This is a genomic window from Priestia sp. VA7, assembly GCF_055710015.1.
In genome coordinates this window covers 182009-207314 of record NZ_JBVQPN010000002.1, presented here as the reverse complement: position 1 = coordinate 207314, position 25306 = coordinate 182009, and the positions used below count along the sequence as shown (strand labels likewise).

Genomic DNA, 25306 nt, shown 5'->3' with positions numbered 1-25306 from the left:
TTTTCTTACATTTTATATTTTTTATGGTATTTTTAGAAATTAAAGAGATGTCTGAATGAAAGTATTAATCTTACTTATAATTTCTAAATATTCTAATTATTATTTGACATCATTCAATAGAATCCGTATATTATGATTAAAGTTTATTATTCCTATGTTTTTTATAAGTTTTATATCTAAGGAGGAGTTTCAATGTCTGCTAAGAAACCATTTCGTCCTGAAACACAAGCCATCCATTCTGGCCAACAGCTTGACCCGGCTACTTTTTCGCGTGCGGTACCTATTTATCAAACAAGCTCATTTGGATTTAAAGATACGGAGCATGCTGCATCTTTATTTAATTTAAGTGAACAAGGCTACATCTACACTCGAATTGTAAACCCTACTACGGACGTTTTTGAACAGCGAATTGCTGAGTTAGAAGGCGGAGTAGGTGCTCTAGGAGTAGCTTCGGGTCAGTCAGCTACTACCTTTTCCATTTTGAATATCGCTTCGGCAGGAGATGAAATTGTATCAGCAAGCAGTTTATATGGGGGAACATATAACCTCTTTTCGTCTACGCTTCCTAAACTGGGTATTACCGTCAAATTTGTAAACGCCGATAATCCAGAAAACTTTAGAAGTGCAATCACTTCCAAAACAAAGGCAATTTATGCTGAATCTGTTGGAAACCCGCAGGGAAATGTGCTAGACATCGAGGCAGTTGCAGACATTGCCCATGAGCATGGAATTCCTCTTATTATTGATAATACGGTTCCAAGCCCTTACCTTCTTCGTCCCATCGATTTCGGAGCAGATATTGTCGTTCATTCTGCTACTAAGTTTCTTGGAGGACATGGAACAGCAATTGGGGGTGTTATCGTAGACAGTGGAAAATTTGATTGGGAAGCGAGCGGGAAATTTCCAGACTTAACAACTCCAGATCCAAGTTACCATGGCCTTGTATACACAGAAGCTGCCGGTGAAGCTGCTTATATTACAAAAGCGCGCGTTCAGCTTTTACGAGATATTGGAGCTGCTTTATCACCTTTTAATTCCTTTTTACTCCTTCAAGGGGTAGAAACACTCCACCTGCGATTAGAGCGTCACAGCGAAAACGCATTAAAGGTAGCAAAATTTTTAGAGCAGCATGAATTAGTACAATGGGTAAATTATGCGGGGCTTCCTTCCCACCCTTCCTATTCTTTGGCACAAAAATACTTGCCTAAAGGGCAAGGAGCAATTTTAACCTTTGGTGTAAGGGGAGGAAAAAACGCTGCGGCTAAGTTAATTGATTCGGTTCAGTTATTTTCTCATTTAGCCAATATCGGCGACTCTAAATCACTCATTATTCACCCGGCAAGCACTACTCATCAACAGCTATCTAAAGACGAACAAAAAGCTTCGGGTGTGACGCCAGAACTTATTCGTTTATCGGTTGGAACAGAAGCAATCGACGACCTTCTTGAAGATTTAGATTATGCCTTAAAAGCCAGCCAAAAAGTGAATACAACTGTTTAAAAGCTGTGATTTTTCACAGCTTTTTTTATATCATCCAATAACTTTTTATACTTTCGCTTATGCTACAATAAACAAAACGAATGAAAAAGGAGTTACTATGAACACGTTCAATTCAATACCTGCTATTACATTTACAGACGTTCATAAAACATTTAAGGATAAAGAACATAGTGTTTTAAAAGGCATATCGGGTACAGTAATGCAAGGCTCGCTCGTCATGATGGTAGGACCATCAGGATCCGGAAAAAGCACCCTGCTTTCCATGTGCAATTTACTTTCTGCACCTGATGAAGGAAGTATTGAAGTATATGGAAAAGACATTAGCAAATGGACTATTTCTGATTTACGAAAAAAAGTGGGCATTGCTTTTCAATCAGCTCCTGTTATTGATGGAACAGTGCGAGATAACATGATGCTTGTTCAAAAACTCCATGGCAAGCAGGATATTATGCCTGAAGAACTCTGTGCCTTAACGGGTCTTTCACCTGACTTGTTAGAGCAGGATGCAAGAGATTTATCCGGTGGTCAAAGGCAAAGGTTATCATTAGCCCGCACGCTGTCGAACGGATCTGACCTTTTACTTTTAGACGAAATCACTTCCGCTTTGGATGCCACTTCTGCTCATGAAATTGAGCAGCTTATTTCTCATTTACATAAAGAGCGGAATAAAACGATTATTTGGGTTACCCATAATTTAGATCAAGCGAAACGTTTAGGAGAGGAAGTCTGGCTTTTAATGAACGGAGTGATTGTAGAAAAAGCGAAGACTGAGACCTTTTTTCATACTCCTGTAAAAGCTGAAACAAAACAATTTATTGAAGGAGCCTTTCTATGAGTTCACTTTCACTGATTTTTACAATCGTTTTTGTTTTTATTGCTCTTTTTTTATCAAAATCTTTTCGTATAGGACTCGAAAAAGATATTATCATTGCCAGTATTCGAGCAGCCATTCAGCTGTTAGTGATCGGATATGTTTTATCGTTTATTTTTGACGCGAATCACCCTGCGTTTATTATTCTCATTTTATTCGTTATGCTGACGGTCGCTTCCCAAAATGTTGTAAAGAAAAAAAAGCAGGGATTTAAAGCTTTCTTTCGTGTATTTGTCACTCTTTTTATTGTAGAAATCCTGACCCAAAGCGTTATGCTCGGACTACATATTATCCCTGCTACTCCGCGATATATCATTCCCGTCAGCGGTATGATTATTGGAAATTCGATGATTTTGGCCAATTTATTTTTAAATCGGTTAGATGCTGAAGTAAATAGAAGACGAGACGAAATTCAATTGATTCTGGCGCTTGGCGGCACTCCTAAACAAGCTATTCATAGTATTTTAAATGCCGCAATCAAAGCTAGCATGATTCCTACTGTAGAAAGTCAAAAAACAATTGGACTCGTTCAGCTTCCGGGTATGATGACAGGCCAGATTATTGGAGGGGCAGATCCGATACAAGCTGTCAAATTCCAGCTGCTTATCGTTTTTACTATTCTAGCGTCTGCTACGCTTTCCTGCGTCATTTTAAGCCAATTAACATATCCTACCCTTTTTAATAGCTATCAGCAGCTTATCCGTGAGCATGCATAAAAAAAGAAAGGAGACTCCTTTCTTCTTTTTTTATTGAGCAGCTTTTTTTAACCTTGATCCTATATCACTTCCAAAGGTTACTCCTAAATCGCCGAGCCATCTTCTATACGCAATACTCAGTCGGTCCGGATTCAAATGAAGCTCTGCTTGTAAGTCAAGCGGCAGCTCTTCTGGTTTTTGACTTTCCACAATACTGGTATCTTGTTCAATAATAAGCTGCTGAAAATCGCGGAAATATTGATCAGGTGCATCAAACGAATAGTTTCTAGAAACCAGCGCAAACACGGTGGACTTTCTTTCCTCTTCAGGTAAAACCGCAAACAGCATTGAAAAGATTTCACCCGTTTCGTGGTTCACTTTTTTCAACCTTGCAACGGTAGGACGAAGAATTTCAAAGGTGTAATAAATAGTCGTAAAGTTACCCGTGCCATCTGCATCTGCGTACACAGCGATTTCATCAGAAACGTATCGGTTATCTTTCCAATGCACCTTATAATCAGGAATTTCGGCGTAGTCAGAGTGCCCAAGGCTTCCTTCGTGAACAAAAGCCAAATGGCTTACATCTAGAAAGTTTTCTACGACACGAGGAGCTGCTGCCTGCAGAGTATGAGGGCTGGCGCAAACCGTTTTGAATCCGGAGTTAAGATGTTCATCATACAGGGGAAGAGGAGTATCACCTGCCTCGCTGTTCATCTTCACCCATATAATCCCGTACTTTTCAACGCAGTCATACACCTGTGCTTTTGCTTTTGAAGGAATAGCTCTTCCTGGCGGCTGTTGAGGAATTTTCACACAAGCCCCGGCATCATCGTATTTCCATCCGTGATAAGGGCATACAATGCAATCATCTACCACTTTTCCAAGAGATAACGCTGCACCGCGGTGGATGCACAAATCCTTAAATGCTTTAATAGCATTAGTTGTGCGAAAAAGTACAACTCGCTCTTCTAAAATCGTTACTTGCAAGGGCTGATCTGTTAAATCATGTGAATAAGCTGCAGGCAGCCATTCCTTAGCCAATACTAAATCTTTAATCATCTGCATCGCCTCCGTACAATAAGTAAATTTATTTCTTGTTTATAAAAAAAACCGCAGAAATAGAAGGAGTGCTTCTAATTCCGCAGCTTTTTCGTTCCGTAAAACAGACTATAAGCGCGAAGATTCTACATGTTTGCAGATAGAGCGACCTTAGCACTTCATCTACAATGACAATACGTATTCATCGCTATTTTTTTAACCTTAAAACCTAACCCTTATATATTGAATAAAGAGCGGCCAGCCGCTAAAAGCTTTTCTGTCCACTGATTTCTCTTAGTTTTACTTTATCAATTTCCCACTGAAAAATCTCTTGATTTGTAAGCATCTCTAACATAATTTTTTCGGTTAAACGAATAAAAGCTGCGGTTTTAAAAACCGCAGCTTGCTTTATTATGAGCTCATATAACTGGCTGTATATTTTTTCGTCTGCTTTTGTATTTCTTGATTTAAATGCTTGAAAAATGAGAGGGTTTCTTCATAATCCGTCGCTTTTTCATGAAACTTCAATGTAAGACTTTCTTCAAACAACGTTTCTCCTTGATGACCAACCGCTTTCAGCTGAACATCTGTAACAATACCTTGCGAAATCGAACATAATAAATAATTAAAGCAATGAACCGGAACGATATGCATGAGATGAAAATCGTCGATAGTTCTATCACTTTTTGTTTTCTTAAATTCCACGGTGAGTTCTTCTGGATGAATAAACACATTTATATGCTGTTTGGACAAACAAGTAGGATTCATTTTTTGTGTATACTCACAAAATTCCAGTCCAATAAATATAGAATTCTCGGAGTCAGCTTCAATGAAGATTTGCGAATTTTTTACCATTGTCCTCGTCCTCCATATTCAATCTAGTTATCCCGTCACCCGCACCTATTTGTAGAATATTTCCATCCTTTCTCTATTCTATCATTGATTTTTCTCAATGCCTATTTCGCAGGCGGAAGTTCTCTTTAAAAGAGAGGGAACTGACAGACAGTTCTTTATGTGAGAAGAATAAACAAAAGACACCTCTTTTATTTTCTTGAGGTGTCTTTTGGTATCATCAGCCTGTGTTACGCAACCCTGCTGCAATGCCGTTAATCGTTAATAACGCTTCTTTTAAAAGTTCTTCATTTAACGTTCCAGCCTCATCTTCACGCAGCTTGGAAATGACCTTAACTTGTAAGAATGTTAGAGGGTCCACATACGGATTTCGTAATTTAATAGATTCTTTAATCGTAGGAAGATGATCCATTAATTCTTTTTGACCTGTGATTTGAAGAATCATTTCTTTTGTGAGATTATACTCTTTTTTAATGGCGGTAAAAATCCGCTCTGAAATAGCCGGGTCTTGTACCATTTCCGTGTATTCTTTTGCTGCCATTAAATCTGCTTTTGTTAAGGCCATTTGCAGATTATCGACGGTGGAGCGGAAAAATGGCCATTCTTTATACATTTGCTGAAGAAGCTGTATATCTCCGGATTTCTCTACTAAATGCTGTAAGCCCGTACCTGCAGCGTACCAGGCTGGAAGCAGCTGTCTGCTTTGAGTCCATGCAAATACCCACGGAATCGCTCGCAAGTCTTCAAAGCGATCACTTCCTTTTCGACTCATTGGACGTGACCCAATATTTAAAGCCCCCAGCTCAGGAAGAGGTGTAGCTTGTTTAAAATACGTTAAAAAGTCTGGATCTTTGAAAACAAGCTCTTGATACTTACGTAAAGAAGCAGTTGAAATCTCGTCCATTGTTTCTTCCCATTCATGTGTACGAATATCACATTGTTCAGCTTCTTGAGAAACATTTGCTGCCGCTGTAAGAAGAGCTGAGACCGCTTGTTCAAGGCTTCGGTAAGCAATGTCATATAAAGCGTATCTAGAAGAAAGAACTTCTCCTTGCTCTGTAATTTTCACACCGTCTCCTAGCGTCTCAACAGGCTGAGATAAAATGCTTCGGTTTAACGGCCCACCGCCTCGGCCTAGTGAGCCGCCTCGACCATGGAAAAACTTCAGACGAACTTGATACTTCTTCGCCATATCATGAATTTCCTGCTGCGCTTTGTAGAGCTTCCAATTAGCAGTAAGCGTTCCTCCATCTTTGCTTCCATCTGAGTAGCCAAGCATAATTTCCTGCAAATCCTGCTGTTTCCTTAAGTGCTCACGATAAAAATCTAATTGAAATAGCTGTTCCATGATTTTAGGACCCGCTGTGAGATCATCAATCGTTTCAAGCAGCGGAGCTATATTTAACTTACTTTCAATGCGGCCATCTGCATGGAGGCGGTAAATACCCGCTTCTTTGGCGAGTACCATGACTTCTAACAAGTCACTTGCAGACTGCGTCATACTGATTAGGTAGACTTCAATAGATCTTTCTCCAAATTCTTTATGTGCTCGATGTATCATGTTAAATACTTCAATTACTTGCTGCGTTTCTTTAGAGTAATTCTCTACAAACGATATCACAGGTCTTGGGTCTTGAAGAACTTTCCCTAGCAGCTCGACTTTTTTCTCTTCCGTTAACGCTGAATAATCTTCAGCTAAAGAAACAGCCTGGAAAATTTCTTTGATTGCCGCTTCATGTTCCCCGCTGTGATTACGGATATCAAGCGTTGCTAAATGAAAACCAAACAGCTCAACTTGGCGAATTAATTTACATAAGCTTTTTAACTGATAATCCTGAGGCTGGTGCTTTTGCAGGCTATCTTTGATTAGAAATAAATCATGTAGAAGTTCTTCCGACCTTTGATAACCTGCTTCCGATTCTCCAACTAAATTTAATTTATGAAGCATAATCGTAAGCTTGCAGCGATATACTTCGTGTTTGATTCTCCATCGCTTTTTCTCAGGCAGCAGCGATATTTCTTGATTAATAGAATCAAGAAGATTATCTGAAACTGCGACTCTTTTTGTAGACTGACTTAACCTTTGTCTCAATTGAGTAAGTGACTCTTTATATTTACGAATAGCTAACTTCCTTTGTTTGACAAGCGTTTGCCACGTTACTTTAGGAGTTACGTTTGGATTTCCATCTCGGTCTCCGCCAATCCATGAACCAAATCGAAGAATATTAGGCACCTTCCAATTTTCTTCGGGGTAATTCTCCTGCAATGAATTTTCCAACTCCTGATGAAGTTGAGGAAGCACTTCAAATAACGTTTCATCAAAATAATATAATCCATTGGATACTTCATCCATTACCGTCGGCTTGCGATCTCGCAGTTCATTTGTTTGCCATAAAATCAATACTTCGCTAAACAGTCTTTCTTCAATTTCCGTACGTTCACGTTTTGTTAACGTTGGATTATCCAAGTTTTTTAGAAGCTCAGCCATTCGTTTATGAATATCAAGGACACTTCGTCTAGTGGCTTCTGTTGGATGAGCAGTGATGATGAGCTCTAGGGATAGAGTTTGAAGCAAGTTAGCAATTACGTCTGGCGCCACGCCATTATTTTTAAGCGAAACAACGGCACTTTCCAATGAGCCCGGCTGCATAATAGAATCTTCTTGCTGCTGATATTCGCGTCTGCGACGAATTCGATGATTTTGCTCTGCAATATTAACTAAATGAAAATAAACTGCAAACGCCCGAATAACCTGCTCGCGCATCGGCTGTTCAAGAGTAACGATTTCATTTTTTATTTCTTTATAGATAACTTCATCTTTGTTTTCTCTAAGTGATTTTGCTACTTCGCGTATTTTTTCTACTTTGCTGAGCAGTTCTTCTCCACCTTGGTGAACCAGAACTTTCCCTAACAATTGACCGAGAAACTTAACATCACGGCGCAGGGCAGTGCTGCTGTTTTGTCTTTCTGCTGCTTCTACTGTTACCATTAGACACGACACCTTTCTTCATAAATATTGTACTTTTTAAACTTTTTAGAAAATTATATTAAATTCATATTACCATGAATGAAAATAAATTTCATATAATTTTATTTCCTCCTCTCGTTCAGGAGAGGAGATTCATCAAATATAAAAGAGAGGTTAAGACATAACTAAATGAATCCAATCTAAAGACGAACAAATGGGATACATAAGCTGAACCGCTTGTGACACCGCAGTTGATTACTGTGCAAGACTTTGCTTTCCGCTGGCCGCCGATGAGCCTCCTCGTCTCTTTCGCTTTTCCCCCTTAGTCTTCCTCTTGCCCTCCAATCAACTGCTAGAAGGAACGAAACAGATGAAACCTACGTTCACCATAACAAAAAAAACGAACCACTAATCAAACATGTTGATCACTGGTTCGTTTTTCATTTGAGCTAAAATACTTTTGTCTCGGCCTCTCTTTTATGCTACCAAGGTTGTCCTAAATCCAATACCGAGGCTAGTTCATTGCTTTTTTTACGCACTTGTTTACGCGTGGCAGCGCGATCTGCCCCCGTTTGAAACAGGTATTTTTCTTCTTCTGTTTCTGGAATAAGCTCCGGTACTGCACGGGGCTTTCCATCATCATCCATTGCCACAAAAGTTAAAAATGATGTGGCTGCAATTTGACGCTCCCCGGTTTTTAAATTTTCTTTAATCACTTTCACAAACACTTCCATGGATGAGCGACCTGTCCATGATACGTATGACTCCAAACATACAGAATCCTGAGGCGTAATAGGGTGCAGAAAATGAATAGAGTCTGCTGAAGCTGTTACACACTCTGTACGACTGTGACGATAAGCTGAAATGGACGCAATCATATCAATATCACTCATTAACTTTCCGCCAAATAACGTATTGTGATTATTAATATCATTAGGAAAAATGCGGCTCGTTCGAACGGCCTTTGTATCTTTACAATAATTTGCTTTCATTAGTAAGAACCTCCATTGATGCCTATCATAATAAGAATAAAAGAATGAATGAACCTATACTAGCATATTTTGATAAATTTAGCTTTACAAAAACTCGTTGATTTATTTACAGAAAACAAAAAAGAGAAGAAAAATTCTTCTCTTTTTTGTCTACCGAATATAGCTTGATCCAAACGTTTTACCTAACGAATCACTGTATAGGTCACTTGACTTTACAGTCCATTTCCCATCTTCTTTTACCATAAAAATTCGTAGGGGACGACTTGCTTCTTTCGTTTCTAATTCATTTACAATATCTTTGAATTTAGAAGCCGCAAACTCTTCAGAGTGTTCTGTATCGTAATCTTTCGTTTCATCTGTATATGCTCGCTTAAGCTGCGATACGTATGAATATAAGTCTGATAAATTAAGAGTAGTGTACTCCACTTCTACTACGGCTTTATTATTTGCATTCGCAATCACATTTGTTTTCACGCTTGCTTTTTCTTTTAAAACATCTTTATACATGTTAAAAAAATCTTTTTTTGCTTTGTCGGTTAAACTGTTAGAAAACGCACCTTTTAATTCCTCATTAAACGCTTTTTTCTGTTCTTCTATGACAGCTGTTTTGTCTGCTGTTACATATTTATCATAGTCTACGTTTTCTTTGTTTAAGTAAAGGACTTCTGTATAAGCTTGCAGAGCTTTTTCTGGATCTTGCAGTTTATTATAGCTTTTCGCGTATTTTTTCGTATCCAGTGTTAATGTCACTTCGTCAATTTCTTCATCATAATCAGATGATTTTGGCTGAAGCCCAATTTTGTACTTTTTATCTTTTTTGACTTCAAAGACAAACGTTAATTTTTTTTGTTTTCCAGCGCCAATCTTGTCAGATGCACTGCTTTCTAGTCCAAGCTCACGACTGTTCACTCCCGTTTTTGGAGACAGCTGTTCATCTCCTTCGTATAAATACACACCGTCGTAATCCGATAAAGATATACTGTTTTTGGAGACATTTTTCACTTTTAAATCAACTTTCAACAGCCCTTTTTCTTCACTTGTAGCTCCTTCATCACTATCTACTAAAATGTAAGAAGCGCTGTCAATGGATGCTTCAATCGCCTTATTTTTAGCCGACGTGGATCCTCCCGTTTCCTTAGAATTGTTGCAAGCCGCTAATACTAGCATAAGTACAAAAGCTAAAGCCAAAACATTCATTTTTTTCACAGCTGCCTAATCCCCTTTATTTTGTTTTTTTAGAACTTTATCCCAAATAAAGGTTCCCTCTGTATAAATACTTAAACCTTAAAATCTATATTTTTTACAATATTTTGATAAAAACTAAGTCTAAATTCCCCACTCCTCTAAATAAAAAAACACGAGCACGGGCTCGTGTTTTTTTATTTAGATTTAAAATTTTCTTGATTGATGTGTTCAGCTTCTTTCATATATCGGTTAGATTTGCCACTTTTAATTCCCCAGTAATAAAAAGCTAATGATACGCAAGCAATCACTAGCATATCCCATCCGAAAGGCAAAATATTTTTGCCTCCGAATTTTTCGCTTCCTATGTAGGAAATAAAAATCATGCACGCTAAATAGATAAGCATCCAAGCCCCGGTTAAAAATTCTTTTTTAAAGCCCACCCATTTATTTTTCGCTTGGTAATAAAAATAAACAGGCAGGCCAATTGCCATAATAAAGATCACTTCACCTGTAAGTGGCCACCTTGCCCAGTAAAGCGTCAAGGAAGCAAAAACGAAGCCGCATGGCGCAATAACTGATGCCCCTTTTAAATAAAATGGACGGTAAAAGTGTGAAGCCGTTTTTCTTAATGTTATAAGCGCTACAGGACCCATAATATAAGAGATAAGCGTCGCTACTGAGATCACTTCTGCTAAGACACCCCATCCTCTAAATAAAAAGAGAAACAAGAAGCAAGCTGCTAAATTTAGCCACATAGCTGGGCGCGGGACATTGTAAAGTGGATGAAGAGTACCAAATATCTTTGGCAAGTATCCATTTTGCTGCATCCCGTATAACATTCTAGAAGTAGTTGCCGTATATGTAGCACCTGTGCCGGAAGGAGAAACAAATGCGTCTGCGTATAACACAATTGTTAGCCAGTTAATTCCAAGCGCAATCGCTAAATCAGCAAAAGGAGAATTAAAATTCAAATGATTCCATCCATCAGCAATTGATGACGGACTTACTGCTCCGATAAAGACAATTTGCAATATAATGTATACAATTCCTGCAATAAAAATTGAACCAATTACAGCTATCGGAATCGATTTATTAGGTGATTTTGCTTCTCCTGCCATATTTACAGGACTTTGAAACCCATTAAATGCAAACACAATACCTGATGTTGCCACTGCCGTTAAAACACTGGCCCACCCATAAGGGGCAACCCCATGCTCACTTGAAAAGTTTCCACTATGAAAACCAGCAAAAAATAAAGCCCCTGCCGTTAAACCAGGAATAATTAATTTAACAATCGTAATAAATGAGTTTGCTTTAGCAAAGAGATTTACCGTCCAATAGTTCACAAAAAAGTAAACGAATAATAACAAAGACGCAACTGCCAACCCCTTGGATGTTAAAATTCCATTGTCTACCAATTCATGAGTCCAGCGAGCCCACTTCCACGGCCAAGTACTCATATATTGCACAGATGCAATAGCCTCCACTGTTATCGTTGAAGCGATTGAAATCCAGTTAGCCCAAGCAGCCAAAAAACCAATAAATGATCCGTGTGAATACTGAGGATATTTAACCATCCCCCCTGCTTGTGGAAACATCGCGCCCAGCTCAGCATATGATAGGGCAATGGTCAAAATAACCACCATTCCAATAACCCATGAAAAAATAGCCGCGGGTCCCGCAATTTGAGCTGCTTTCCATGCTCCAAACAGCCACCCTGAACCGATAATCGAACCTATGCCTGTCATGGTTAAAGCAAATGTTCCCATCTTCCTTTGCATATTGCTCATCCAAATCTACTCCTCTTCCCTAGGAAAATAAAAAAAACACTTGCGGAATTTTCTCAAGTGTTTGCCCAGGCGCGCGGCTTATACGCTATATGCTCCCCCATGGTCATCCATGTTGCGCCAGTCACATATAGGAATATATTTTTTATCAGTATATAACATTCATTACTATTACTCAATATACAAAATGTTTACATTACTTTTCTAAAAATAATAAATTATTCGTAAAATTCAGAATTAACCTTCTGAAAATCTCTTTTTAATTATAAAAATAACTAAAATCCTAACTTTCCTTGTTGTTTGATTCTTTTACTCCACGAGCAGATTATCTTCTGAAAATTATACTAATATATAATATTCATTTACATAATAAGAATTAACAGCTATATATCCATAGAATTCTTGCACTAGACTCTTTACTTATATACAATATGAAGAAAAGATACTAAAGTGAACTGCCCACCACTTAGCTACGCTTGAAGTGGGAGACTCCTTTTAGGAAAACGTTAAAACCTACATATCATGCACTTCGCAACAAATGAAGTACTTCGAGCAAACTTCTCTGTTTATGCAAGCACAAAACAGGGAAAATTACGAAAAAAGATTGTTAGAGGGATGCTTATGAATTATGCAAATGTAAAAGTTCTTTATTTTGATGACGACGGAACCATTCCAAATCACCCTCGTCTTCCAGTTTTGTTGTATGAACACGTATTTATTAGTAAGAAAGAGAAAGTGGAGAGCATTTTCAATTCTCACAACTGGAAAAACAGCTGGGTAGGCGGTATACATGATTTTCACCATTACCACAGCAATTCCCATGAAGCACTAGGTGTAATTAGCGGATCTGCACGTTTAAAACTAGGTGGACATATGGGGGAAAATATCGTGGTGCATGCTGGTGATGTGCTCGTACTTCCTGCAGGAACAGGGCATATGCGTCTGCAGTCAACTGCTGATTTTAAAGTGGTTGGAGCTTATCCAGAGGGCATGGATTACAATTTACGAACAGGAAAACAAACTGATCGCCCTCACGTATTTGATGAAATTGCACAAGTACCTATTCCTACAACAGATCCTGTTTATGGCGACAAAGGACCATTGACAGAGTGGTGGAACTAGACAAGCACTTATTGTCTAGTTTTTTTATTTGCTCTGTTTTATTCTTTCCATGAATCTCTATTTGAACATACAAATTCTTTTCTTATGATGCAATAGCAATATACTTTATCTCGGCGAAATAAAAAAAACTTCCCGGTCAAAACTAAATTTCTTCTTTTCCGTTCTCTTTTCACTTCAAGAGCAACTTCGCTTAGATTATTCCCCTTTTTTTCTTTCATAATTATTTCAAATATACTCTCATCACAAGTTCTTTTTTGTTTTTCTAAAAAAATTTTCATAGATTATAACGAAATTTTCAAAAAACTTATTGCTTTACTATGTCAGACTTGCTATCATAGTGAACATTGTTAGATAAATTTTTAGTAGGAGGAGTAAAATTGAATAGAAAATTCATAATTTTTATTTTATTCATCATTCCATTTATTGCTCAATTCGCTTTTTTACCTTTTGTAAATAACATTCATCCAATTATTTTTGGATTACCTCTTTTGCATTTATGGTTATTTTTATGGGTCTTCTTAACGCCTGTGTGTACATTTATCATTTATCGTTTACAAAAATCTTGGGGGGACATTGAATAATGCAAGGAAATTTAACCGCACTTTTAATCACATCAGCAATTGTTCTTGTCGTTATCGCAATTGGCTTTATAGCGGGACGTGACAAATCTTCTAGAAGCTCAGTTGAAGAGTGGGCTGTAGGGGGAAGACGTTTTGGAAGCCTGCTCGTCTGGCTTTTAGTAGGAGCAGATTTATATACTGCTTATACATTCCTAGGTCTTACAAGTACAGCTTATCAGGGGGGAAGCATCGCATTTTTTGCTATTCCTTACTCTGTTTTAGCCTTTTTAATTTCATACTTTTTTCTTCCAAAGCTTTGGACTGTTGCTAAAAAGCACAAACTTACTACGCTTGCTGATTATGCCAGAGAACGTTTTAGCAGTAAATTTCTCTCCTCTTTAATTGCTATAGTAGGTGTATTGATGCTCATTCCATATATTGATCTTCAGCTTAGCGGTATTCAAGATACTCTTCGCGTTGCAGGAACTGGCTACATTAACGTAAAAGCAGTCGTTATTCTTTCATTCTTTCTTGTGGCTCTTTATACCTTTTTCAGCGGAATTAAAGGTCCCACATATACGGCAATTATTAAAGATATTTTAGTATGGGCGATTATGTTATTTATGGTTGTTTCTCTGCCAATTATGCATTTTGGAAGCTGGGGCAACATGATCGACAATGTTGCAAAGGATTCACCTCAGCTATTAACGATCCCAACACAAGGACCTAAAGGCATTCCATGGTTTATTACAGCATCACTCGTATCTGCTTTAGCTTTATTCATGTGGGCCCACGCTGCTACAGGTGTTTTCACTGCTAAAAGTGCAGATTCGCTTCGTAAAAATGCTATTTTCTTACCGCTTTACAATATTGTTTTAATTCTAGTCATCTTCTTAGGATTTATTGCTTATCAAGTATTACCTCAAGATACAACGGATCCTAGATTAGCGTTATTAACCTTAATTCAATATTCATATGGCGGCATTGGCCAAGGGTTAGCTTATGCAACGATTGCTCTTGCTTCATTAATTCCATGTTCTATCATGGCTATCGGAGCGTCTAACTTATTTGCAAATAATATATTCAGAGATTTAATTAATCCAAATGTACAGGGTAAAACATTAACAATGGTTACTCGTTCTATGGTTTTCGTTGTTATTGGACTGGCACTTTTATTCGGTTTATTATTCCCTCAAGCACTTGTTTCCCTACAGTTACTAGGGGTATCCGGTATGGTACAAATCTTCCCGGCTATCGTTATCAGCCTCTTCTGGAGAAATCAATCGAAAGAAAGTACGATTGCTGGATTAGTAGTAGGGCTGGTTGTAACGTTTACCGTACATGCCACAGGAAATTCATTTGGTCTTTATGAAGGGTTCTGGGGATTATTATCTAACTTACTCGTAGTTGTTATTTTAAATCCAATCTTTTCGGCCAAAACAAAAGCAGCAACTAACGGCGTGAAAGAAACATTGTTTTCTAAAGGCACTGCGCAAACTGAATTAAAGAAAAACGCATAAAAAAGTTCAGCCAATTGGCTGAACTTTTTTTAGATAATATTCTCTTTTTCAGAAGGGGGCGGAGCAGATTCTCTTTCCCAACATTCGATATTTTGATTGTTTTCTAACGCATCTCTATAAAAGACTGGATTTTTCCCTTCCTTTTTTTGCTCAGTATAGTCATGCAAGGCGGAAAATGCCACTTTCGATAATAGAAAAATAGCAATCAAGTTCACGACTACCATCATCCCCATAAATAAGTCTGCCAAATTCCATACAAGCTGAAGCTGAGCGATCGATCCAAAAATAACCATCGCTAAAACACCTACACGATAAGACCAAAGCCACAACTTATTTGAATTTAAAAACTCAATATTCGTTTCTCCATAATAATAATTGCCAATTAACGTACTAAAAGCAAATAGAAATACCATGATAGCTAAAAACCCTGATGCCCAAGAGCCAATATGGGTACTAAGAGAAGCTTGCGTTAGTTCAATGCCGCTTAGTCCCTGCTTATAGGCGGGGGACAAGAGAACGATAAATGCTGTGCTTGTACAAATCACGAGTGTATCCGTCAAGACACCAAATGCTTGGATAAGACCTTGTTTAACTGGATGACTCGTCACTGCAGTTGCCGCGGCGTTGGGAGCACTTCCCATTCCTGCTTCATTGGAAAACAGTCCGCGCTTTACTCCGTTGATTAACGTTGCACCAATTGCCCCCCCAAGCGCCTGTTCAAATCCAAATGCATTTTTCACAATTAGCGATAGAACCGCCGGCATTTGATCAATATTTTTAAAGATAATGAACAGAGCCATTCCAATGTATAAAACGGCTAATACGACCACGATGTATTCCGATATCTTGGCGATGCGTTTGATTCCGCCAAAAATAATTACCGCAAATATAACTGTCATAATAATCCCAACCAACAAGCGGCTCGTTCCAAAAGAGTTCTCAAATGCTAGCGTAATCGTATTAGACTGCACAGCGTTAAACACCAGGCCAAATGATAGTGTAATGAGTACAGCAAATAGCCCGCCCATCCACCTTTTATTTAACCCTTTTTCCATATAATAAGCGGGTCCTCCTCGAAACCCGTTTGATCCTTTTACTTTATAAATTTGAGCGAGTGTACTTTCTACAAAACTTGATACTGAACCGATAATGGCAATAATCCACATCCAAAATACAGCACCCGGGCCACCAAGTGCAATAGCAATCGCTATCCCTGTAATATTTCCCGTTCCTACTCGAGCTGCCATGCTTATGCAAAAAGCTTGAAACGGAGAGACTCCTCCACCTTTAGCCGCTCGTCCTTCTTTCAAAACAAGTACCATTTCTTTCAACATGCGAAACTGCAAAAAACGAGAGCGAATCGTAAAATAAATACCAATTGATACAAGTAAAATAATTAATAAATTCGACCAAAAAAAATCATTGATGACACTAATCACACTTTCGACTGCTTGTTGCATGCCTATCACCTCATTAAAAAATTTGGTAGAACAAATGCACAACATGAAAGTTTTTTCTCTTGGTGTTTATATTATTGAAGCGAATGAAGAGTACGTAAATAGACTAAAAAATACTCAAATCCCATTCTTTTGCGATTTTTTTTAGCAGCGTAACGCCTTTTACGCTATTCCCGTACTCATCAATAGCTGGACTGTATATTCCGATACCGCATCCGTCTGGAAATGGAGACTGCTTTTTCGTATTAGGTGGCACCAATGACATGATTCCTCCCGATACACCGCTTTTAGCTGGCATACCAACAAATGCCGCAAACTTCCCTGAAGCATTATACATACCGCATGTAAGCATGAGCGCTTTTGTTAATTTAGCTACTTCTTTTGGAATTACTTGTTTGTGAAATACTGGATGATATCCGTCTAATGACAGAATTAATCCAATCAGTGCAATATCTTCAGTCGTTACTTCAATTGAGCACTGCTTTAAGTAAACCTCTAGAACCTCCTCTACTTCTCCTTGTAAGTAATTCGTTTCTTTTAAATAGTAGGCAAGCGCACGATTTCGATGAGACGTTTGCCATTCTGATTCAAAGACCGTTTCATTAATAAGTGGTGTTTTCCCCGTAAGCATTGTTATCACATCAAACAAATAGCTTAATTTTTCTTTGGCCGTCTCCCCAGATAAAAGAGATGAAACCGTTAAAGCACCGGCGTTAATCATAGGATTGAACGGCTTTCCTGGTTTATGCATTTCCAGTCTTATAATAGAATTAAATGCATCTCCAGTTGGCTCTACATCCACTCTCTCTAGCACATAAGGAATGCCGCAGCATAAGCAAGCTGCTATAAAGCTAATGACTTTAGAAATACTTTGAAGAGTAAATACCGATTCATAATCTCCAGACTGGATAACAGTTCCGTCAGCACCAATCAAACAAATACCTAATTGAGACGAGTCCATATCTTTCAGAGCTGGAATGTAATCAGCCGTTTTTCCTTCTGAAGAAAATTCTTTTATTTGCTCTACCCACTCATGTAACTGCTCTTTTGCAGTGACGTGTAAGTAAGACATTTCCTGTTCAATTTCTCTTTTCATTAAAATCACCTCATCACTTAATTAACTTTTTATTTTAAAGCGCTTTCATAAAGCGGGATTTCATTTTCATTTTTAATGTACAATGCAACCTACGAGAGCATACAAAAACCTACAAAACTTTTTGTAATTATATTTTTATCTTTGGCACTCTTCTCCATTGTGCTGGACGCTGTCACAATGTATACTAATTCACGAATCACTTCAGGAGGTGAAATTATCTGAATTTTAAATCTTTCATTCGGAAAGATCCGTACATTTTATTGCTCATGCTCATTACTGTCCCGCTGGCGGGAGAGTTAAAATTTTATCCGTTAAATGAAACATTTCGAATTACATTTGGAGCTCCTACATTTTTCTTTTTCCTGTTGCTTTTAAAACGAAAAACCGTTTTAGCCGGGGGCTTGTTAACCGCTTTAAGTGTCGTTCTCTTTCGCATCATGCTCGATTATGTCATGCTCGATCATTTTCAATTTGCGGCTTCTGCACATACGCATTACCCTACGTTTTTCTTCTACTTTACGTATGCACTTTTATTTTTTGTTTTTAAAGTAAGCCGCATGAATTATAGTGCTATTGTAATTGGAGTGATTGGACTCATCATTGAAATTGCTGCTGATGTAGTGGAACTAACTGCGCAGTATATAGTTTTGCACACAACAATCCATGTCGATTCATTATCTGACATGGCCGTTATTGCTTTTGCTCACAGCTTCATTGTACTTAGCTTTTTTAATATGATGACGATTTATGAATCACAGTCACGAGAACGTCAAATTCGCAAACAAAATGAGCACATGCTAATGCTCATTACAAGCCTTTATGAAGAAACCGTTCATTTAAAAAAGACCCTTCATAATACAGAAGCGATTACAAAAGCTTCGTACGATTTATACCGCGTATTAAATCAGCAGGAAAAAGATCATTCTGTGCTAAACCAAACGCTCAGTAAAAAAGCGCTTCGGATTGCGGGAGATATTCACGAAGTAAAAAAAGACAACCAGCGTATTTTTGCGGGCTTATCTAAAACAATTTCAAATGAAAGTTTCCAAAATTATATGAAAGCAGAGGAATTAATCGAGCTGATCGTACGCATCAACAAAAAATATGCCGATTCTCTTCACAAACAAATTACCTTTTTTTCTTCTGTAAACGGGGAACATTTCAGCTACCACGTTTACACCATTTTATCGATCATTAATAACTTGGTAGCCAACGCAGTGGAAGCGATCAAAGATGAAGGAAGGATTATTTTATCGGTACATAGACAAGCTGAACATGTAGAATTTCATGTACAAGACAACGGTCCTGGAGTACCTTTAAAGTACGAAAAAGCTATCTTTGAACCTGGTTTCACCTCAAAATACGATCAATTTGGAAACCCCTCTACTGGCATTGGTCTTTCTTATGTAAAAGATATTGTTCAAGAACTTGAAGGTACGATTAAAGCTACACAAGAAGACAGCGGAATGACGTTTATCATTCAAATCCCCCTTCGTAATCTAATTCAGAAAGGATGAGTTTATGCGATTTTGTATTACAGATGACGATTCAGCTATTCGTTCAACGCTCAGTCAGCTGATTGAAGATGAGGATTTAGGAGAAGTTGTAGAGGAAGTCGTCGACGGAAGCTTTTTAGATGCCTCTACGTTAAATTTAAAACAAATTGATATTTTATTTATCGATTTACTTATGCCAGGGCGGGACGGAATCGAAACGATCCGTCATTTAAAAGATTCATTTAAAGGAAAAATGATTATGATTTCACAGGTGGAATCCAAAGAATTGATAGGAGAAGCCTACTCATTAGGAATTGAATACTATATTACAAAACCAATTAACCGAATTGAAATTTTAACGGTTATTCGAAAAGTAACGGAACGAATCTCCCTTGAGAAATCAATCGATGATATTCAAACCTCCTTGAATAGTTTAGCGACAGCTCATCACGCCAACCCTTCAAGCCAGCCGGTAACGAAACAAGCCCATCTATACGATGTAGGTAAATTCTTATTAGCCGAGTTAGGTATTGTAGGAGAAAATGGTGCAAAAGATTTACTGGATATTTTACAGTTTCTGTACACTTATGACCAAAGAGAAAGTGTGGAAAAACATTTCCCTTCTCTAAAAAATATTTTTGTGAATGTGGCTGAGAAAAAATTAGGAGCTCACGCGTCTTCCATTGAAATTAATCGCGAAACCAAAGCTTGTGAACAGCGAATAAGACGAGCAGTTACTCACTCACTAAATCACTTTGCTTCTATCGGATTAACAGACTTTTCAAATCCGAAATTTGAAAATTATGCTTCTAAGTTTTTTGACTTTACAGCTGTTCGTAAAAAAATGAAAGAATTACAGGGAGATTCTAAAATTTTGCCGATTCGCATTAACACCAAAAAATTTATTCAAATATTCTTTTTTGAAGCAAAGCGCTTGTTAAGCAAGGAAAAAAGCTGGTATTGACAGAAAAGACGGAAAAGGTGCAAATGCCTCTTCCGTCTTTTATACTAATTGATTCAGTTTTATTAAGGAAGGTCCATATACAGTACGCAGAAGCAGCGTCTTTTCTCCCCTTGCATATTCCACCAGAGAAAATGCTCCTTTTTCTGTTTCTACCTGTACATCTACAGAAACTGGACACTCTTTTAACTGATTAACTATCAGTTGCGCTTGTTCCACCGACAAATAAGAAGAAAGGCGAATAAGTATATCCAAATCACTAGTTGTTGTAACAACTTCGGCACCACTTGCAAATTCGAATCCCACACTGCCGGTTGGTCCCCACGCAAAATCTTTTAAAATAATAGCAACTTCTTTTAAAGCACCTGTGGCTGGCATGTTTCTAAAGGGGCCGTTTTGAAAAATAGAAACGAGATCTTCCGGCCTAATTCTTTGTTTAACAGCCTGCTCAGATACAAATGCTCCAAAACGCTGCTTCCTTCTTTCTCCTCTTACTCCAACAGGTATCAGGCTATCTCGTTGAACAGCCCGCCTTACAACGACAAACGGAGCCTTCCCTAAAGAATGCTCCACCCAATCAGGGATAGGTGTATAACTGATAAGCTTTGCTTCCTCTTTTAACTGAAGCAAATCATGAGCTATATATTCCATTGTTTTTCCAACTCATCTCTTACTAATAAAGAAGCTTTTCGCCCTTCCTTCCTTGCTTGCTCACTGTATAGCCGGGTGCTTAAATCGTACACACCTTCACGGCGTACATCTTCTACTGCTCCAGTCAAAATATCTTGAATCGTTTGAACGTCGCGCTTTGTGGGCTGCTCTGCTTGAATACCGCTAACCAGCTCATATAAAGCGCCAAGTGAGGCAAAAGATTCAATATCATAAGCCATGGACGGGACTTTCTTTGAAGCTTCTTCAAGTTCTTTTATATTTCTTTTAGTAATGCGCGCTGCCGACTGTTTGGACATGGCGTGAACATTCACTCCTTCGTCTTTTAAAGCCACAATTCGATTTGATTGGTATCCATGAGCCAGAAATGCTCCTGAAATTGCTTTCCCGACAATTAACGTAATAACCGGATGACCTGCTAAGCGCGCTGCTGCATAAGCATCAGCCGCAGCACCGCAAGCATAGTGAATACCTAGAAGTTCTTCATGATAGCCATACGCTTGACTCGGTACGTCCACAATGGCGATTATAGGCCGAGGAGATTGATTTCGATCTTCTTTTATTATTTCACGAACGTGCTTGGCAATTGTCCATCCTTCATCTAGTCCTATTTCCCCTTTCCGTGCACGTAAGAAACGATTATAAGGATTAGGTACAACCGATATATATCGGACCTTTTCTCTTCCTAGCAATGCGTCTTTATAAAGAACGGAAGGAATTTCAAAATCTGCTTCTTCATCATTTATTAAGGCGTTGATCCACACGCGACCGCGGCTGTTGGGCATGTTACCTGGAACTTCATTCAGCGAGTAAGAGACTGTTGAAGGGAGAGGTTCATTTTTTGTTATGTTATACAATTCTTGAAACTGATCAGGAGCCAGTTTTTCTGAAGGATCAACCTTACTAAGCAAATGTCTGTAAAAATCTACTTGTTCTGTTTTACTAGTTACTTTTCCTTTCTTCTGAAACGTCTCTTGAACCGCTCGTTGAATAGCCTTGACATCATCCTGTGCTAAGGTATCTGCAAACCCGGTTTCATAGCGTTGCATACCCCCAATCGTTTTCCAGATTAAGCTTCGGTCTCTTGCATCAAACTCTTCAACCCCTGCTTCTTGTTCGATCACTTCAGGGCCGTTAAGGCCAAACCTTGCTTCTTTTGTCATAATGAGATAACTAAAGAGTGAAGCAGTGATGGACATTCCTCCAAAGCAGCCTACATTTCCTGAAATAACCCCAACAACAGGTGTATGCTCACGCAAAGCAACCACAGCTGAGCCAATTTCAGATATCGACAAAAGTCCATAATTCGCTTCTTGGAGCCTTACCCCTCCTGTATCGAATAGAAAAACAGGTCTAACAGGAACACCTTTTTTGTGATTATTAAGGGCTAGTTCTAAAGCTCCTGCAATTTTAGCTCCCGATACTTCACCAATGCCTCCCCCTTGAAACCCTCCTTCTATTGAAATGACAACGGCTGGCTCTCCTGCTATCATCCCACCTGCTATAATGACACCATCATCGCTTTGAGGAACAATATTTTGCTTAGGTAAATGAGGCGATTCGATTCCGTCAAAAGGGCCAAGCAGCTCACAGAATGTTCCTTGATCTAAGATGGCCTGTGCTCGTTCTCTTCCATTTAACTCAATAAAGCTTTGATTATTCACTCCCATTTTCACTCACCTCCAAAGCTTGTGCAAGACGCAAGGCGACTACACCAGGCGTAGCACCGAAATCATTAATTACAATTTTCGCTTGAATGGTATGAACACTAAAGAACCGGTCTAATACGGCTTTCCATGTTTCACTAAATCCTTCACTTCCTGTTCGTACTGATACGTGAGCATGTTCTTCATCAGAAGGAACCATTAAAATTTCTAAATCCCCTGAACCAACAACGCCTACATGTGCGCGCTGAGTTAACTTTCGATCGGCTTTGTATTTAAACACTAACGTTTCCATTAGCCACTCCTCCCTGCAGACGTTTACGATTCTTTAAAAAGAGATATTCGATCTAAAAATAATACAGCAGCCAGCAAATCTGCACTTCCGCCTGGAGAAGCGTTAGATGATAGAAGTATATGATCTAACGCTTTTAGCCGCTGTTTTCCCATTGATGTAGATACCCCTCCAGCTTCTAACACATTGGATGCCGCCATTTTAACCTCCTTTAACACAACCGGACCAGCACGATGCAAAATACACGTATCATTAAGGTTGGCGATTAGTGTTACTAAAGCATCAATCCTGGCTGATGTTTCATGTATGCCTAGCTTACGAGCTTTATGTAAAGCAGGCAAGCCTATATGAATTACGTGAGGAAATCCTTGCTTCGCCTCTCCAGCCGCTCCTTTTGCGCCATACTGTTTTTTCACACGAAGTCCATTAGATGAATGCAGAGGACAAAAACGATCTGCATAACGAGCAATTTTTCCTGCAGCTTCTGTGATGGATGAAGGTGATGCTTGAATGCCGCAAACCGATGTTGCAGACGCAAGTAGGCCTAATGCCCAAATGGCTCCTTTGTGTGTATTAACACCATCTGTAGCCCCGTACATAATTTGTTCGCCCTCGCGTCCAATTCGAGCAATTTCTTCCCTTAGCATCTGACTTGGCTGCTTTCCTTGACTGTATAATGCAATCTGTAAAAAGGTCGGTTGTAAAGCATAAGCAGAAGTTAACAGCGTCTCAATATTCATATCTTGATGAGATCCAGTTGTTGCTGCATCTACAAGCCCAGGCTTAGGTGTAAGCACCGCTTCATCAACCAGAGCGGTAACTGCCATTTTAGCTATTAGACATGAGTAAAACACAGCTGGTCTTAGCTCTTCTTGAATACTTTGAATACGCATATTTCTTACCAGCTCCTAAATTTAGCAGGCGGATTATACAAGCCATCCGACCATTCTACTAAATCTTCGACACTTCTTGCTGCCAATAATGAACGTTTTGCTTCTGTACGGCGAATCTGTAAATCTTCGGGAAAAGCCACTAGGCCATCTCTGCGCATCTTTTCCACTTTATTTTGGTTATATCGAAGGCCTATAGGTGTTACCCCTGCTACTGCTTCAAGCGCTGCTTTTCTTTCGTCCAAGCTTTGTGCTTTATATAAATAAGCAATTCCTTCTTCCGTCACAACATGCGTCACATCATCCCCGTAAATCATGACAGGAGCAGTAGCTACGCCTGCTTGTTTCGCTACCTTTATCGCATCCAAAGACTCCACAAAAACAGGCTCATTTCCTGATTGAAAGGTTTCAACCATTTGAACAACTAATTTTCTGCCTCTCGCTAGTTCGTGCTGCTCGTTTATCATATCCAACCAAGCAGGCGTAGAATGTCGGCGGCCTCTAGGGTCATGCCCCATATTAGGAGCTCCGCCAAACCCTGACAAACGTCCAGATGTGACGGTAGAAGAATTTCCTTCTCCATCTATTTGCAAAGTTGATCCTACAAAAGCATCTACCGCATATTGACCAGCCACTTGACACATCGCACGGTTTGAGCGCAGGCTGCCGTCGCGTCCTGTAAAAAACACATCAGGACGCGCTGTTGTGTATTGTTCCATTCCTACTTCTCCGCCAAAGCAGTGCACGCTCTCAATCCATCCGCTTTCAATAGCCGGAATTAACGTGGGGTGAGGATTCAGAGCCCAGTGCTTGCATATTTTACCTTTCAGTCCTAACTTTTCTCCATAGGTAGGCAGCAAAAGCTCAATTGCAGCGGTATTAAAGCCAATGCCATGATTTAATGATTGTACGCTGTGGCGCTCATAGATACCTCGAATTGTCATCATAGCCATTAAAATTTGGAGTTCTGTAATATGACGAGGATCTCGCGTAAATAAAGCTTCCAATTGATAAGGCTGATCCGCCACGACGATACAATCAACCCAAGAAGCTGGAATATCAACTCGCGGAAGTTCTTCAACAAGTTCATTTACCTGCACAATAACAATCCCATCCTTAAACGCGGTTGCTTCGATAATGGTTGGTGTTTCTTCCGTATTTGCTCCTGTATATAAATTACCTTGTACATCCGCTTTGTCAGCAGCCACTAAGGCAATGTTCGGAATTAAATCAATGAAAAGGCGTCCGTAAAGCTCTAGATATGTATGAATTTCTCCAATTTTCAACGTCTCATCTTCAATCATTTGAGACACGCGAAGGCTTTGAGCACCGGCGTACGAAAAATCAATTTTTTCAGCAATTCCTTTTTCAAATATGTCGAGATGTTCCGGACGTGAAATACTAGACATAATCATATGAAGACCGTGTATTTTATCAGCGCTTACTTCATTCAGCGCCTTTGATAAAAAAGATGCTTGCTTTTGATTGTCTCCTTCAAGCACTACTTTATCTCCGGGTGATATAAGCAATTCTAACGCTTCAATAATGTGTTCATTACCTAATAACTTTCCTTTAAGAAGCTGGTCTATTTTCGCAAGGCGCGCTGCTTTTTGATCTCGGCGAGTTGTCCATGATTTTGAAGTTTTTTTTATGCCACTCATGTTCTAGCTCCTTTCTGATACTTCTAAATT

Annotated in this window: 21 protein-coding genes and 1 riboswitch; of the genes, 8 read left to right on the top strand and 13 right to left on the bottom strand. The window is 38.9% G+C overall.

Annotated features, from left to right (window positions below; genetic code table 11):
- The first annotated feature begins 192 nt into the window (after positions 1-192).
- The 3 genes from AC0C45_RS07625 to AC0C45_RS07615 all read left to right on the top strand — a co-directional run bounded on the left by AC0C45_RS07625 (position 193) and on the right by AC0C45_RS07615 (position 3087).
- Positions 193-1500, top strand: a complete 1308-nt coding sequence (locus AC0C45_RS07625) for a homocysteine synthase (protein WP_367040748.1) — start codon at positions 193-195, stop codon at positions 1498-1500.
- Positions 1501-1597: 97 nt separating this feature from the next.
- A complete protein-coding gene (locus tag AC0C45_RS07620; protein WP_034654219.1) occupies positions 1598-2335 on the top strand; it encodes an ABC transporter ATP-binding protein in 738 nt (245 codons plus the stop codon).
- Positions 2332-3087, top strand: a complete 756-nt coding sequence (locus tag AC0C45_RS07615; RefSeq protein ID WP_472928010.1) for an ABC transporter permease — start codon at positions 2332-2334, stop codon at positions 3085-3087. The genes AC0C45_RS07620 and AC0C45_RS07615 overlap by 4 nt, the downstream gene beginning before the upstream one ends.
- 30 nt (positions 3088-3117) lie before the next feature.
- Here AC0C45_RS07615 and AC0C45_RS07610 read toward each other — a convergent pair whose 3' ends face one another.
- The 6 genes from AC0C45_RS07610 to AC0C45_RS07585 all read right to left on the bottom strand — a co-directional run bounded on the left by AC0C45_RS07610 (position 3118) and on the right by AC0C45_RS07585 (position 11891).
- On the bottom strand, positions 3118-4125 hold the full coding sequence (locus AC0C45_RS07610) for an aromatic ring-hydroxylating dioxygenase subunit alpha (RefSeq protein ID WP_034654223.1): 1008 nt from the start codon (positions 4123-4125) through the stop codon (positions 3118-3120).
- Positions 4126-4515: 390 nt separating this feature from the next.
- Positions 4516-4959 carry a hypothetical protein gene (locus AC0C45_RS07605; protein WP_176585059.1) on the bottom strand — a complete coding sequence of 148 codons (444 nt, stop codon included), beginning with the start codon at positions 4957-4959 and terminating at the stop codon, positions 4516-4518.
- A 217-nt stretch (positions 4960-5176) separates the two neighbouring features.
- A complete protein-coding gene (gene ppc, locus AC0C45_RS07600) occupies positions 5177-7945 on the bottom strand; it encodes a phosphoenolpyruvate carboxylase (protein WP_472928009.1) in 2769 nt (922 codons plus the stop codon).
- 461 nt (positions 7946-8406) lie between these two features.
- Positions 8407-8916 carry an acyl-CoA thioesterase gene (locus AC0C45_RS07595; RefSeq protein ID WP_013055518.1) on the bottom strand — a complete coding sequence of 170 codons (510 nt, stop codon included), beginning with the start codon at positions 8914-8916 and terminating at the stop codon, positions 8407-8409.
- Between the two features lie 150 nt (positions 8917-9066).
- On the bottom strand, positions 9067-10113 hold the full coding sequence (locus AC0C45_RS07590; protein ID WP_253948248.1) for a DUF5105 domain-containing protein: 1047 nt from the start codon (positions 10111-10113) through the stop codon (positions 9067-9069).
- 182 nt (positions 10114-10295) lie between these two features.
- Complete coding sequence (locus AC0C45_RS07585) at positions 10296-11891, bottom strand: APC family permease (protein ID WP_472928008.1); 1596 nt, start codon at positions 11889-11891, stop codon at positions 10296-10298.
- A 56-nt stretch (positions 11892-11947) separates the two neighbouring features.
- Positions 11948-12026: riboswitch (ZMP/ZTP riboswitch) on the bottom strand.
- A 384-nt stretch (positions 12027-12410) separates the two neighbouring features.
- On the opposite strand from AC0C45_RS07585, the gene AC0C45_RS07580 reads away from it, so the two are divergent.
- The 3 genes from AC0C45_RS07580 (at position 12411) to AC0C45_RS07570 (ending at position 15090) form a co-directional block, all read left to right on the top strand.
- On the top strand, positions 12411-13010 hold the full coding sequence (locus tag AC0C45_RS07580) for a cupin domain-containing protein (protein WP_080621362.1): 600 nt from the start codon (positions 12411-12413) through the stop codon (positions 13008-13010).
- A gap of 377 nt (positions 13011-13387) precedes the next feature.
- On the top strand, positions 13388-13591 hold the full coding sequence (locus AC0C45_RS07575; RefSeq protein WP_013055514.1) for a DUF3311 domain-containing protein: 204 nt from the start codon (positions 13388-13390) through the stop codon (positions 13589-13591).
- Positions 13591-15090: a sodium:solute symporter family protein gene (locus tag AC0C45_RS07570; RefSeq protein ID WP_043980342.1), complete on the top strand. Its 1500-nt coding sequence runs from the start codon at positions 13591-13593 to the stop codon at positions 15088-15090. Before AC0C45_RS07575 ends, AC0C45_RS07570 begins: the two co-directional genes overlap by 1 nt.
- A gap of 29 nt (positions 15091-15119) precedes the next feature.
- Here AC0C45_RS07570 and AC0C45_RS07565 read toward each other — a convergent pair whose 3' ends face one another.
- Positions 15120-16550 (bottom strand): alanine/glycine:cation symporter family protein, encoded by a 1431-nt coding sequence (locus tag AC0C45_RS07565; protein ID WP_258356942.1) that lies wholly within the window; start codon positions 16548-16550, stop codon positions 15120-15122.
- Between the two features lie 103 nt (positions 16551-16653).
- On the bottom strand, positions 16654-17643 hold the full coding sequence (locus tag AC0C45_RS07560; RefSeq protein ID WP_013081836.1) for a glutaminase: 990 nt from the start codon (positions 17641-17643) through the stop codon (positions 16654-16656).
- A 266-nt stretch (positions 17644-17909) separates the two neighbouring features.
- Here AC0C45_RS07560 and AC0C45_RS07555 point away from each other — a divergent pair, with 266 nt between their 5' ends.
- Positions 17910-19160, top strand: a complete 1251-nt coding sequence (locus tag AC0C45_RS07555) for an ATP-binding protein (protein ID WP_258357021.1) — start codon at positions 17910-17912, stop codon at positions 19158-19160.
- Between the two features lie 4 nt (positions 19161-19164).
- Positions 19165-20103 (top strand): response regulator, encoded by a 939-nt coding sequence (locus tag AC0C45_RS07550; RefSeq protein ID WP_472928007.1) that lies wholly within the window; start codon positions 19165-19167, stop codon positions 20101-20103.
- 39 nt (positions 20104-20142) lie between these two features.
- Here AC0C45_RS07550 and AC0C45_RS07545 read toward each other — a convergent pair whose 3' ends face one another.
- From AC0C45_RS07545 to mdcA, 5 genes are read right to left on the bottom strand one after another with little or no spacing between them, the layout of a single operon-like run.
- Positions 20143-20751 carry a malonate decarboxylase holo-ACP synthase gene (locus AC0C45_RS07545; protein WP_472928006.1) on the bottom strand — a complete coding sequence of 203 codons (609 nt, stop codon included), beginning with the start codon at positions 20749-20751 and terminating at the stop codon, positions 20143-20145.
- Positions 20739-22439 carry a biotin-independent malonate decarboxylase subunit beta gene (gene mdcD / locus AC0C45_RS07540; RefSeq protein WP_472928005.1) on the bottom strand — a complete coding sequence of 567 codons (1701 nt, stop codon included), beginning with the start codon at positions 22437-22439 and terminating at the stop codon, positions 20739-20741. Before mdcD ends, AC0C45_RS07545 begins: the two co-directional genes overlap by 13 nt.
- Complete coding sequence (locus AC0C45_RS07535) at positions 22426-22728, bottom strand: malonate decarboxylase subunit delta (RefSeq protein WP_013055506.1); 303 nt, start codon at positions 22726-22728, stop codon at positions 22426-22428. Before AC0C45_RS07535 ends, mdcD begins: the two co-directional genes overlap by 14 nt.
- 23 nt (positions 22729-22751) lie before the next feature.
- Complete coding sequence (locus AC0C45_RS07530) at positions 22752-23618, bottom strand: triphosphoribosyl-dephospho-CoA synthase (protein WP_472928004.1); 867 nt, start codon at positions 23616-23618, stop codon at positions 22752-22754.
- A 5-nt stretch (positions 23619-23623) separates the two neighbouring features.
- A complete protein-coding gene (gene mdcA / locus AC0C45_RS07525) occupies positions 23624-25276 on the bottom strand; it encodes a malonate decarboxylase subunit alpha (protein ID WP_472928003.1) in 1653 nt (550 codons plus the stop codon).
- Between the last annotated feature and the right edge of the window lie 30 nt (positions 25277-25306).

Excerpts from the sequence above, each read along its gene's own strand:
- AC0C45_RS07625 (WP_367040748.1), top strand. The coding sequence starts at position 193 with ATGTCTGCTAAGAAACCATTTCGTCCTGAAACACAAGCCATCCATTCT.
- mdcA (WP_472928003.1), bottom strand. The coding sequence starts at position 25,276 with ATGAGTGGCATAAAAAAAACTTCAAAATCATGGACAACTCGCCGAGAT.
- AC0C45_RS07560 (WP_013081836.1), bottom strand. The coding sequence starts at position 17,643 with ATGAAAAGAGAAATTGAACAGGAAATGTCTTACTTACACGTCACTGCA.
- AC0C45_RS07530 (WP_472928004.1), bottom strand. The coding sequence starts at position 23,618 with ATGCGTATTCAAAGTATTCAAGAAGAGCTAAGACCAGCTGTGTTTTAC.
- AC0C45_RS07555 (WP_258357021.1), top strand. The coding sequence starts at position 17,910 with ATGCTCATTACTGTCCCGCTGGCGGGAGAGTTAAAATTTTATCCGTTA.
- AC0C45_RS07565 (WP_258356942.1), bottom strand. The coding sequence starts at position 16,550 with ATGCAACAAGCAGTCGAAAGTGTGATTAGTGTCATCAATGATTTTTTT.
- mdcD (WP_472928005.1), bottom strand. The coding sequence starts at position 22,439 with ATGGGAGTGAATAATCAAAGCTTTATTGAGTTAAATGGAAGAGAACGA.
- AC0C45_RS07550 (WP_472928007.1), top strand. The coding sequence starts at position 19,165 with ATGCGATTTTGTATTACAGATGACGATTCAGCTATTCGTTCAACGCTC.
- AC0C45_RS07585 (WP_472928008.1), bottom strand. The coding sequence starts at position 11,891 with ATGAGCAATATGCAAAGGAAGATGGGAACATTTGCTTTAACCATGACA.
- AC0C45_RS07605 (WP_176585059.1), bottom strand. The coding sequence starts at position 4,959 with ATGGTAAAAAATTCGCAAATCTTCATTGAAGCTGACTCCGAGAATTCT.
- ppc (WP_472928009.1), bottom strand. The coding sequence starts at position 7,945 with ATGGTAACAGTAGAAGCAGCAGAAAGACAAAACAGCAGCACTGCCCTG.
- AC0C45_RS07610 (WP_034654223.1), bottom strand. The coding sequence starts at position 4,125 with ATGATTAAAGATTTAGTATTGGCTAAGGAATGGCTGCCTGCAGCTTAT.
- AC0C45_RS07590 (WP_253948248.1), bottom strand. The coding sequence starts at position 10,113 with ATGAATGTTTTGGCTTTAGCTTTTGTACTTATGCTAGTATTAGCGGCT.
- AC0C45_RS07620 (WP_034654219.1), top strand. The coding sequence starts at position 1,598 with ATGAACACGTTCAATTCAATACCTGCTATTACATTTACAGACGTTCAT.
- AC0C45_RS07570 (WP_043980342.1), top strand. The coding sequence starts at position 13,591 with ATGCAAGGAAATTTAACCGCACTTTTAATCACATCAGCAATTGTTCTT.
- AC0C45_RS07615 (WP_472928010.1), top strand. The coding sequence starts at position 2,332 with ATGAGTTCACTTTCACTGATTTTTACAATCGTTTTTGTTTTTATTGCT.
- AC0C45_RS07580 (WP_080621362.1), top strand. The coding sequence starts at position 12,411 with ATGCACTTCGCAACAAATGAAGTACTTCGAGCAAACTTCTCTGTTTAT.
- AC0C45_RS07595 (WP_013055518.1), bottom strand. The coding sequence starts at position 8,916 with ATGAAAGCAAATTATTGTAAAGATACAAAGGCCGTTCGAACGAGCCGC.
- AC0C45_RS07545 (WP_472928006.1), bottom strand. The coding sequence starts at position 20,751 with ATGGAATATATAGCTCATGATTTGCTTCAGTTAAAAGAGGAAGCAAAG.
- AC0C45_RS07535 (WP_013055506.1), bottom strand. The coding sequence starts at position 22,728 with ATGGAAACGTTAGTGTTTAAATACAAAGCCGATCGAAAGTTAACTCAG.